The sequence below is a fragment of the Rhodopseudomonas sp. B29 genome, assembly GCF_000333455.1.
GTDB lineage: Bacteria > Pseudomonadota > Alphaproteobacteria > Rhizobiales > Xanthobacteraceae > Rhodopseudomonas.
On sequence record NZ_BADD01000226.1, the window covers coordinates 1 to 11,275 of the forward strand.

Genomic DNA, 11,275 nt, shown 5'->3' on the forward strand with positions numbered 1-11,275 from the left:
CCTCGGCCACATCCATTATTTCGACGTGCCGGCGGCCGACGACAAGGGCGCGCCGTTCGTGATGAAGAACGCGATCTGCATGCACGAGGAGGATTACGGCATCCTCTGGAAGCACTACGAATTCCGCAACGGCCTTTTCGAAGTCCGGCGTTCCCGACGCCTCGTGATCAGCTTCTTCGCCACCGTCGGCAATTACGACTACGGATTCTATTGGTACCTGTATCAGGATGGCACCATTCAGCTGGAGGCCAAGCTCACCGGCATCATTCAGACGACTGCCGTGCAGCCGGGCGAGCGCTACAAATGGGGCGGCATGGTCGACGACAATCTCGGCGGCCCGACCCACCAGCACTTCTTCAACGTGCGGATGCACATGGACCTCGACGGCGGCGGCAACACCGTCACCGAGCACGAATTCCTCCCTAAGCCGTTCGGCCCCGACAATCCCCACGGCAATGTGTTCGACACCACCACGCGGGTGATGACCAAGGAGAGCGAAGGCACGGCGATCGCCAACGGCGAGACCGGCCGGTTCTGGAAGATCAGCAATCCGAACGTGAAGAATTCCGTCGGCAACGCGCCGTCCTACAAGCTGATCGTCAATCCGAGCCCGCTGATGCTGGCGCAGGAAGGCAGCTTCGTGCGCAAGCGTGGCGGCTTCGCCACCAAGCACGTCTGGGTCACCGCGTTCGATCCCGCCGAGAAATACGCCAGCGGCGACTATCCGAACGTCCACGCCGGCGGCGATGGCCTTCCGCGCTACGTCGCGCAGGATCGGCCGATCGACAATGCCGATATCGTCGTGTGGCACAGCTTCGGCCACACGCACATCTGCAAGCCGGAAGACTTCCCGGTAATGCCGGTCGAATACGCCGGCTTCACGTTGAAGCCGGTCGGCTTCTTCGCCGCCAATGCGGCCAGCGACATCGCGCCCGAGCGCAATGCCCGCAGCGTGCTGCACGGCGAGGCGAACGGCGGCGGCTCGTGCTGCCACGCCGGTTGAACCGTCGATGTGTTGTCTGATCGCGCTGCTGCTCGGCGCCTCGCATGTCGTGCTGCGCGGCTCCGGCCGCGCGGCAGATCGCGGCTGCCGCCATCATGGCGCAGCTATCGCGCTGCTACGGCCTCCGATGGCGATCGTCGCGGGCCTGATACTCGGCGGAGTTGCGGCGGTCGCACTGATACCCATAGCTCCGGCGTCTGCCTTGCAGGATTGGCATGGCCCGATTTGCCGCGCGCTGCTTCCGGCGCTATCAGCGGCGAACTGAATCCAACTAGGAACGACAATGCGCGATTTTCACAAGACCGGCCGCTCGCTCGCGGTCGCGCAAAACGGCATGGCGGCGACGTCCCATCCGCGCGCGACCTTGGCGGCGATCGACATCCTCCGCCGCGGCGGCAACGCAATCGATGCCGCGATCGCAGCGGTCGCGCTGCAGGGGGTCGTCGAGCCGCAGATGACCGGGATCGGCGGTGATTGCTTCGCGCTGGTCTCGCTCGGCGGCGGTCGGCCGATCGCACTCAACGGCTCCGGCCGCACGCCGGCCGGTACGGACGCGGAGAAATATGCCGGCGGCGACGCGCGCGATATCCCGCCGACCTCGCCCGAAGCCGTCACCATTCCGGGATCGATCGACGCCTGGTGCACGTTGATCGAGCGCCACGGCAGACTGTCGCTCGCCGAAGTCCTGGCGCCGGCGATCGAAGCCGCGGAGCAGGGCTTCTGCGTCACGCCGCGTGTCGCATCGGACTGGCGCCGGTTTCGCGAGCGCGTCGAGATCGATCCGAATGCGGCCGCGCAGTTTCTGCCGGGCGGCAAGGTGCCAGAGATCGGCGATGTCCGGGCGCAGCCGCGGCTCGGTGCGACCCTGCGCAAGATCGCCCGCGAAGGCCGCGCCGGCTTTTACGAAGGCGAGGTCGCCGAAGAGATGGTCGCGGTGCTGCGCAAGCTTGGCGGTGCCCACACGGTCGATGATTTCGCCGCGCATCGCTGCGAAGACGTAACGCCGATCTCGGCCGATTATCGCGGCTACACCGTGATGGAGTGTCCCCCGAACGGGCAGGGGCTCGCCGCGCTGATGATCCTGCGCGTGCTCGAAGGTTTCGATGTGGGCAAGCTGAGCGAGACCGATCGCATTCACTTGCTGGCCGAAGCGACCAAGGCCGCCTATGCGACGCGCGACGCTTACTTCTGCGATCCGGCGGTTCACCCGCTCGAGCCCGCTCGCTTCTTGTCGGATTCCGTGATTGGCAAGATCCGGGAGGCGATCACGATGGAGCGCGCCGGCGAGGCGCAGCTGTGGCTCGACACCGAACATCGCGACACGGTCTATGTCACCGTGGTCGATCGCGATCTCAATGCGGTGTCGCTGATCAACTCGATCTTCTACCCGTTCGGCAGCGGCATCTATGCGCCGAACTCTGGCGTGCTGCTGCACAATCGCGGCTGGAGCTTCCGCGCCAAGCCGGGCCACCCCAACTCGCTGGCGCCGAACAAACGGCCGATGCACACGATCATTCCCGGCATGCTGATGCAGGGCAATCAGGCGGTGATGCCGTTCGGCGTGATGGGTGGCCACTATCAGGCCGCCGGCCATGCCAACTTCCTCTCCAACGTGCTCGACCTCGGGCTGGATATTCAGGCCGCCGCCGAACGTCCACGCAGCTTCTGCTTCGACGGCGCGCTATCACTCGAGACCACGATCGATCAGGACATCCACGCCGAGATGCAGCGCCGCGGACACACCGTACGCTGGACCGAGGAAGCGATCGGCGGCTGCCAGGCCATCCGCATCGATCGCGCTCGCGGCGTCCTGCTCGGCGCCTCCGACCATCGCAAGGACGGATTGGCGCTCGGCTATTGATGGCGGCGCGGTTCGCCCGCCGACTCGTGGCCCGCGCAGCCCAAAGCATTGGGCTTGCGCGGTCCATATCTCTCGCGCATTAATTTCAAAGGAGCCGGACAAGAGAGCGACGTCGCATCTAAATGGCAATGAGTGGTGACAAACTGGGCAGCTGGCGCGTTGGTGTGCTGTTCTCCCAGACCGGAGTGACGTCTGCGATCGAGCGCTCACAGCTCAATGCGACGCTTCTGGCCATTGAAGAAATTAACGCCGCGGGCGGCATTCTGGACCGGCCGGTCGAACCGGTGATCTACGATCCGGCGTCCAATCCGAAACAGTTCCGTAGCCTCGCCGAGCGCCTGCTGCAGGTTGATCGGGTGCGCTTGCTGTTCGGCTGCTACATGACCAGCACGCGCAAAGCGATCCTGCCGGTCGTCGAATCCTATCGCGGACTGCTGTTCTATCCGACGCTGTATGAAGGCTTCGAATACTCACGGCAATGCATTTACACCGGGGCGGCGCCCAACCAGAATTCGATCCAGCTCGCGCGCTATCTGCTCTCGGCTTACGGCAATCGCTTCTTCTTCGTCGGCTCGAATTACATCTATCCTTATGAGTCCAATCGGTTGATGGCCGACTTCGTCGCGCAGGGGCGCGGCAAGGTGCTGGACGAGGTGTATGTCTCGCTGCAACCCCAGCCGAAAGATTTCGACCGAGTCATCGCCAAGATCAAGAAGCTGTCGCCGGACGTGATCTTCTCGACCGTCGTCGGATCGGGCACCGCCATGTTCTACCAGGCGTATCGCGAGGCCGGCTTCGACCCGGCCAAGATGCCGATCGCCAGCTTGACCCCCAGCGAGGCCGAAGTAGCGGAAATGTCGGCCGAAGCCGCCGAGGCCCACATCACGGCAGCGCCGTTCTTCGAGACGCTGTCGACGCCGTCGGCCCGCCGCTTCGTCGATAATTCAAAGAAGCGCTTCGGCGAGAAGGCGCCGGTGACGGCAAGTGCGGAAGCGGCCTATTTCCAGATGCATCTGGCGATGCGCGCGCTGGCGCGATGCGGCACCGACGATCCCGAACGCCTGCTTTCCGAACTGCGCGACTCCGAGTTCGACGCGCCGCAGGGCCGCGTCCGCATCGATCGCGAAAACAATCACACCTATCTGTGGCCGCGGATCGCCCGCCTGGACAGCGAGGGCCGCTTCCGCATGATTTGGAATCCCGGTGTCCGGATCAGGCCGGATCCGTATTGCGTCGTGCAGAGCCTCGACGACTGGTCCGCCGACGAAATCCATGCCTCCGCAACCTAGCGTGCTGATCGAGAGCTGCGGATGACGATCCAGATTCTTCGGGACCTCCGTGGTTTAAGGGTGCATGTGGTGCACCCGGCCGATGTCGAGCGCGTGCAACTCGTGGAGCATCTGCGCCGCATCGGCTGTACGGTCGAAGCGCAGTGGCCGGTGCCGGCGACCTGGCCGGATGGCACCGATGTGGTGATCCTGGCGATCGAACACGACGTGCGTTCCGAAATCCAGAAGCTGCTGAAGACCGATGGCGGCAGCCGGCCGACGCTGATCGCCGTGGTCAGCTACGAAGATCCATCGACGTTGCAGCTCGTCCTCGAAGCCGGCGCGGTGGCGGTGATCGAGCGGCCGATCAGGCCTTTCGGCCTGCTCACCAATCTGACCATCGCGCGTAGCTTGTGGCTGGAGCGGCGTGAAACCACCAAGCGAATCCGCAAGCTCGAGCGCAAACTCTCCGGCATCCAGCGCATTCAGAAAGCCAAAACAATTCTGATGGATGGCCAGGGACTGAGCGAAGCCGACGCTTACGAAAGCATTCGTCGTCAGGCGATGTCGAAGCGGCTGTCGATGGACGATATGGCCGCCGCGATCATTCACGCAAATGAGCTCTTGCAGTACCGGGCGAAAGATGATTAGTCTTTAGTAGTCGTGAGGACGTGATAGTCCTGCTATCGACACCGCCGCGCCATCGATGAAGCTGGTTCGGCAACAGGCTGTGTAGCCCGAGGGGTCCGTAAGGATCCGTCGGGCTTTTTTGTTTTGCGCCAAGCATTGCAGGCGGGCCAGACGTGCACCCGGCTGCGACGCGACGAACTGAACCTATCCGTAGGTCCAAGCAACGCGCTTTCGCGCGAACGAGAAGTCGTGCCCGGAAACAGGAGAGATCGCGGCGTGACGCAGATGAGCAAGTCCATTCGGACGGCCGTCGCAGCGGTGTGTCCGCAGAACTAACAAGACCTTCGATTTATCAACAGGGGAGTGCCACATGCACCACGGTGATATTTCTTCCAGCAATGACACGGTCGGCGTTGCCGTCGTCAATTACAAGATGCCGCGGCTGCACACCAAGGCCGAGGTGCTGGCCAACGCCCGCAAGATCGCCGACATGATCCAGGGCATGAAGGTCGGTCTGCCGGGCATGGATCTGGTGATCTTCCCCGAGTACTCGACCCACGGCATCATGTACGACTCCAAGGAGATGTACGAGACCGCCTCGACGGTGCCGGGCGACGAGACCGAGATTTTCGCCGAGGCCTGCCGCAAGGCCAAGGTGTGGGGCGTGTTCTCGCTGACCGGCGAGCGCCACGAAGAGCATCCCAACAAGGCGCCGTACAACACGCTGATCCTGATGAACGACAAGGGCGAGATCGTTCAGAAGTATCGCAAGATCATGCCGTGGGTGCCGATCGAAGGCTGGTATCCGGGCAATTGCACCTACGTCTCCGAAGGTCCGAAGGGCCTCAAGGTGTCGCTGATCATCTGCGACGACGGCAACTACCCGGAGATCTGGCGCGACTGCGCCATGAAGGGCGCCGAATTGATCGTCCGCTGTCAGGGCTACATGTATCCGGCCAAGGATCAGCAGGTGATCATGGCCAAGGCGATGGCGTGGGCCAACAACGTCTATGTCGCAGTGGCGAACGCCGCCGGCTTCGACGGCGTCTACTCCTACTTCGGCCATTCGGCGATCGTCGGCTTCGACGGCCGTACGCTCGGCGAATGCGGCGAGGAGGAATACGGCATCCAGTATGCCCAGCTCTCCAAGTCGCTGATCCGAGACGCGCGCAAGACCGGCCAGTCCAACAACCATCTCTTCAAGCTGCTGCACCGCGGCTACACCGGCGTCATCAACTCTGGCGACGGCGACAAGGGCGTGGCGGCCTGCCCGTACGACTTCTACGCCAAGTGGATCGCCGATCCCGAAGGCACCCGCGAGATGGTGGAGTCGTTCACCCGCGACACCATCGGCACCGAGGAATGCCCGATCGAGGGAATTCCTAACAAGAAGACGGCTCATCGCTGACGACGCTGAGGCCGGACCTTGGCGTGGTCCGGCCTCACGCTCCGGGAAACCGGAGAAGCTACCAAGACCGTTCGCGAAGACGGGGATCGCATCGGAGTCTGTTCGGATCTTTAGAAACGCACTGGAACCGCCAGAAGCGTCAAAAACAAAGGACCGCGCTATGAACTCCACTGCCGATGAACTGAAAGTTGCTGAAGACAAGGTCGATCATTTGCTCGGCGAAGAATACGAGCACGCACCGGTGCCGATGGCGGCCCGTCGAAGCGCGTTCTCCGTCACCATGGTGTGGGTCGGGTTTCCGATGATCATCACCGGGGCGATGACTGGATCCATTCTGGTGCTCGGCATGGGTTTCAGCCGGGCCTTGATCGCGATGATTATCGGCAATCTCATCATGCTCGGCTACGTCGGGCTGCTGGGACATCTCGGCGTCAAGAGCGGCATGAATTTCGGCCTGATCGCCAGCCAGGTGTTCGGCAAGAAGGGCTACGTTCTCGCGGCGGGCTTGCTGTCGACGCTTCTGCTCGGCTGGTACGCCGTGCAGACCGGCATCACCGGCGCGCTGATCAGCTCAACCTACAATCTCAATTACGTCGCCATGACGGTGATCGCCGGATTGCTCTACATCGGCATCACCTTCGTGGGTGTCCGAGGGTTGCATTACATCGGCATGATCTCCGCGCCACTGTTCGTGATTCTCGGCGTCTGGGTTGCCTGGCATGCGGCGTCGACGACCACATGGTCGGCGATCTATAATTATGCGGGCAATAACGGCGTCGCTACGATGTCGATGGGTATGGGGCTGACGGTCGTCATCGCTCTTTTCATCGACGCCGGCACGGTGACGGCCGATTTCAACCGCTGGGCCAAGACGCCCCCGGCGTCGTTCGGGGCCACTTTCAGCGCGTTTCCATTCGCCAATATCGTCGCCATGCTGGTCGGCGGCGTGATGACGGCGGCGCTGGCCACTCCGAACGCTAATCCGTTCGGTGCCGACAACATGTTCGGCTACATGAACAAGATGCAGATCGGCTGGCTCAGCGTGCTGGCCTTCCTGTTCCTCTACATCAACCTCGGCTCGGTGTGCTCGCACTGCCTGTATAATGCCTCGACCGGCTGGTCGCGCATCATCGGAACACACATGCGGTTGATGGCGGTCGTTCTCGGCGTCATCGGCATCGTCATCGCGGCCGGCAACGTCTGGGCGTTCTTCATCCAGTGGCTGTCGCTGCTGGGGATCGTAGCGCCTCCGATCGGGGCGATCATCATCGTCGACAAGTACATCACCAGGCCCGAAGTCAACACCGCAACCGCCGACTGGCGAGCTCCTGCCTTCATCGCGTGGGCGGTAGGTTCGGTCGTCGCCTTCATCGTCGAGGAGGTGATGCCCGGTCTGTCGACCGCGGTTTCCGCGATGGTCGTGGCCGGCGTCGCCTACTGGGCGCTGGCGGCCTTGAAGGTGCGCAAGCTGCAAACCGCTTAACGGTGGGTCCGGCGATACGGCGCACCTGCCGTATCGCCTCGTCCCATCATTCGAATTCGGAGTTGTTCGATGACCAACGTTGGCACGGCCGTGGATCGTTCGGCAACCGCCGGCATAAGACGCGCGAGACATTGAACGTTCTAACAGAACAAGGGTGAGGGTAGGCGAATATGAGTCTCGATTATGAAATCTTCGATCTCGGTGATTTCCAGCTGCAGCGCGGCGCGACGCTGCGGGACTGCAAGCTGGCCTACAAGACCTTCGGAACGCTGAGCCCCAAGAAGGACAACGTCATCGTCTATCCGACCTGGTATTCGGGCCAGCACTACGATAACGAATGGCTGATCGGCGAGGGCATGGCGCTCGATCCGGCGAAGTACTTCATCATCATTCCCAACATGCTCGGCAACGGTCTGTCGTCCTCGCCGAGCAACAATCCGGAGCCGTATAACGGCCCGAAATTCCCGCACGTCACCGCCTGCGACAATGTCCGGGCGCAACACAAGCTGGTCACTGAGAAATTCGGTATCGAGCATATCCGTCTGGTGACGGGCTGGTCGATGGGCGCGTTGCAGACGTTCCATTGGGGCGCGTTGTATCCGGACATGATGGACCTGATCGCGCCGTTCTGCGGCTCGGCCAAGTGTTCGCGCCACAACTTCGTGTTCCTCGAAGGCGTCAAGGCGGCGCTCACCGCCGACGCCGCCTGGAAGGAGGGCTGGTACACCGACAAACCGCAGCGCGGCCTGCGCGCGGCCGCACGCGTCTATGCGGGCTGGGGGTTCTCGCAGACGTTTTATCGACAGAAGCTCGATCTGGAGACGATGGGATACTCGTCGCTCGAGGACTTCCTGGTCGGCTTCTGGGAAGGCTTCTTCCTGCCGAAGGATCCGAACAATCTCCTGACGATGCTGTGGACCTGGCAGAACGGCGACATCGGCGACAACGAACTCTACAACGGCGACTTCAAGGCCGCGCTCGGCGCCATCAAGGCCAAGGCGTATGTGATGCCGGGCCAGACCGACCTTTACTTCCCGGTCGAAGACAGCGAGTTTCAAGTCGCCAACATGCCGAATGCGAAGCTGATTCCGATCCCGTCGGTGTGGGGCCATTTCGCCGGCGGTCCCGGTACCAACCCCGTGGACGTCTCATTCCTCGATGCCAAGCTGAAGGAGCTACTTGCATCGTAAGGCGCGGGCGGCGGCCTGTTCGGGAAGAACGGCTGGCGCTCGCACTGGTTTGGGGAAAGTGAAGGAGGTTCGCGATGCTGCGGATCGATCGTGTGATGGGTAGCCGGTTCGATCCGGAGATCGCCGAGGGGTTGCACCGGCTCGAACACAACGGTGCGGTCGATGTCGTCAACATTCCGGTGGCCGATCTGGCGCGCCGACGGCTTCTAGCAAAAACCAAGAGCGGCCGCGAACTGGCGATCGCGCTGCCGCGTCACGAGAAACTGTTCGACGGCGCCGTGCTGTGGCTCGACGACGACAAGGCGATCGTGGTTCGCGCCGGCACCGAGCGCTGGCTGCGGCTCGAGCCGCGGTCGATCGCGGACGCCATCGAGCTCGGTTATCACGCGGGCAATCTGCATTGGCGCGTGCGGTTCGAGGGCGAGGCGCTGTTCGTCGCCATCGAAGGCCGCGCCGAGGACTACACGGCCCGGCTCGACGATCTGATCGGCAGCCGCCGCGTCGGCGTCGACGTGGTCGAGCAGGAACACGGCGAGCACGATGGACACGCCGCGGCGGACGGTCATCGCCATGCCCATCATCACGGCCACAGTCACGATCACTGACGATGCGGTCCGCGCTCCTCGCGATATGGCAGGCCGATAGCGGTTTTCCGAACGGCTCGTTCGCGTTCTCCTATGGAGTCGAGGCGATCGCGGCGCTGCGCGGCAAGTTCACGCCCGAGGCGCTGACGGCGTTGATAGATACGGTGCTGCGGCAGCGCTGGGCGACGTTCGACCGGCTGTTTCTGCTGCGCGCCTTCCAGGCTGGCGATGATCTGGCGGCACTTGCCGCGCTCGACCGCGACTGTGAGGCAATGAATCTGCTGGCGCCGCATCGTGACGGCTCGCGCCGCAACGGCTCGTCCTTCGTGGCGTCGCATGCCAGGCTCGGCAATGAAACGGCCGTGCGGCTGCGCGGCGCGATCCAGGCCGGCGACTGCCTCGGGCATCTGCCGGTGATGCAGGGCGCGGTGTGGCGGGCGCTGGAATTCGACGCGGCCTCGGCTCAGCTCGCCTCCGGCTACGTCACCGCCTCCGGTATCGCCGCAGCCGCCGTGCGGCTCGGCGCCATCGGGGCGCTGCAGGCGCAGCGCGCGCTGCAGGCGTCGCTCGTCACCATCGAGACGCTGATTGGCGATGGTGGCGCTGACGCCGAACCGTCGAGCTTCGTGCCGTTCATCGATATTGCCGCCGCGCGCCACGTGCGCGCCGATCTGCGGCTGTTCGTCAACTAAAGAGAAGACCGATGCTGCTGACACCGACCGAAATGGAACGCCTGACCATCTTCAACGCCGCCGAACTGGCACGGCGTCGCCGCGGCCGCGGGCTGAAGCTGAACTATCCGGAGGCGGTGGCCATCATCACCGACGAGATCCTCGAAGGCGCGCGCGACGGCCGTTCGGTCGCCGATCTGATTGCCTACGGCTCGACCATCCTCACGACGGCCGACGTGATGACCGGCATCGCCGCGATGATGCACATGATCCAGGTCGAATGCGTGTTTCCCGACGGCACCAAGCTGGTCACCGTGCACGAACCGATCCGGCCGGCGCCGGGCAGCGACGCGGATACCGAGCATCCCGGCAAGATAACCGCCGCAGACGGCAAGCTTGAACTCAATGCCGGCCGCCGCCGGATCACTCTGAAGGCGATCAACACCGGCGACCGGCCGATCCAGATCGGCTCGCACTATCACTTCTTCGAGGTCAATGCCGCGCTCGATTTCGATCGCGGCGCCGCGTTCGGTATGCGGCTCGATATTCCGGCCGGCACCGCGGTGCGGTTCGAGCCGGGCGCCACCAAAGAGGTGACGCTGGTCGAGTTCGGCGGCAACGGCGAACTCACCGGACTGAATAATCTGACGGCGGGGCTTAGTTCCGATCCGCGCGTGCGCGAGGCGGCGCTGGCGCGCGCCAAGGCTCGTGGCTTCAGGGGGGCGTGATGGCGACGATTGCACGACGGGACTACGCAGCACTGTACGGCCCGACGACAGGCGACAAGGTGCGGCTCGGCGACACCGCTCTCGAAGCGGTGGTCGAGAAGGACTACGCGATCTATGGCGACGAATGCCTGCACGGCGGCGGCAAGACGTTGCGCGACGGCATCGGCATGGCCGGCATCACCTCGGCCGAAGGTGCGCTGGATTTCTTGCTGTGCAACGTCACGGTGATCGATCCGGTGCTCGGCATCGTCAAGGGCGACCTCGGCATCAGGAACGGCCGCATCGTCGGGCTCGGCAAGGCCGGCAATCCCAAGATCATGGACGGCGTCGATCCGCGGCTGATCGTCTCGACCGGAACGACCGTGCGCGACTGCGAGGGGCTCATCGCGACGCCGGGTGCGATCGACGTCCACGTGCATTTCGACAGCGCCGGCCTGATCGAGCACGCG

Annotated in this window: 10 protein-coding genes and 2 pseudogenes; all 12 read left to right on the forward strand. The window is 63.5% G+C overall.

From position 1 onward, the window contains the following. Positions 1–1,003: pseudogene (locus I5M_RS07915) on the forward strand (tyramine oxidase); the annotation flags it as partial. A gap of 7 nt (positions 1,004–1,010) precedes the next feature. Further along, positions 1,011–1,268, forward strand: coding sequence for a hypothetical protein (locus I5M_RS33330; protein ID WP_022720909.1), 258 nt, complete (start codon positions 1,011–1,013; stop codon positions 1,266–1,268). A gap of 18 nt (positions 1,269–1,286) precedes the next feature. Next, positions 1,287–2,864 carry a gamma-glutamyltransferase gene (gene ggt, locus I5M_RS07925; RefSeq protein WP_022720910.1) on the forward strand — a complete coding sequence of 526 codons (1,578 nt, stop codon included), beginning with the start codon at positions 1,287–1,289 and terminating at the stop codon, positions 2,862–2,864. Between the two features lie 122 nt (positions 2,865–2,986). Continuing rightward, positions 2,987–4,153 carry a transporter substrate-binding domain-containing protein gene (locus tag I5M_RS07930; protein WP_031335833.1) on the forward strand — a complete coding sequence of 389 codons (1,167 nt, stop codon included), beginning with the start codon at positions 2,987–2,989 and terminating at the stop codon, positions 4,151–4,153. A 21-nt stretch (positions 4,154–4,174) separates the two neighbouring features. Beyond that, positions 4,175–4,783, forward strand: coding sequence for an ANTAR domain-containing response regulator (locus tag I5M_RS07935; RefSeq protein ID WP_022720912.1), 609 nt, complete (start codon positions 4,175–4,177; stop codon positions 4,781–4,783). Positions 4,784–5,132: 349 nt separating this feature from the next. Next, on the forward strand, positions 5,133–6,170 hold the full coding sequence (locus tag I5M_RS07940; protein ID WP_022720913.1) for an aliphatic amidase: 1,038 nt from the start codon (positions 5,133–5,135) through the stop codon (positions 6,168–6,170). Between the two features lie 160 nt (positions 6,171–6,330). Beyond that, positions 6,331–7,653 (forward strand): cytosine permease, encoded by a 1,323-nt coding sequence (locus tag I5M_RS07945; RefSeq protein WP_022720914.1) that lies wholly within the window; start codon positions 6,331–6,333, stop codon positions 7,651–7,653. A gap of 170 nt (positions 7,654–7,823) precedes the next feature. Next, a complete protein-coding gene (locus I5M_RS07950) occupies positions 7,824–8,843 on the forward strand; it encodes an alpha/beta fold hydrolase (protein ID WP_022720915.1) in 1,020 nt (339 codons plus the stop codon). Between the two features lie 74 nt (positions 8,844–8,917). Next, complete coding sequence (ureE, locus tag I5M_RS07955; RefSeq protein WP_022720916.1) at positions 8,918–9,448, forward strand: urease accessory protein UreE; 531 nt, start codon at positions 8,918–8,920, stop codon at positions 9,446–9,448. 2 nt (positions 9,449–9,450) lie between these two features. After that, complete coding sequence (locus tag I5M_RS07960; RefSeq protein ID WP_022720917.1) at positions 9,451–10,119, forward strand: urease accessory protein UreF; 669 nt, start codon at positions 9,451–9,453, stop codon at positions 10,117–10,119. 11 nt (positions 10,120–10,130) lie between these two features. Next, positions 10,131–10,826 carry an urease subunit gamma gene (locus I5M_RS07965; protein ID WP_022720918.1) on the forward strand — a complete coding sequence of 232 codons (696 nt, stop codon included), beginning with the start codon at positions 10,131–10,133 and terminating at the stop codon, positions 10,824–10,826. Further along, positions 10,826–11,275 (forward strand): annotated as a pseudogene (gene ureC / locus I5M_RS07970) (urease subunit alpha); the annotation flags it as partial. The gene I5M_RS07965 and the pseudogene ureC, both read left to right, overlap by 1 nt.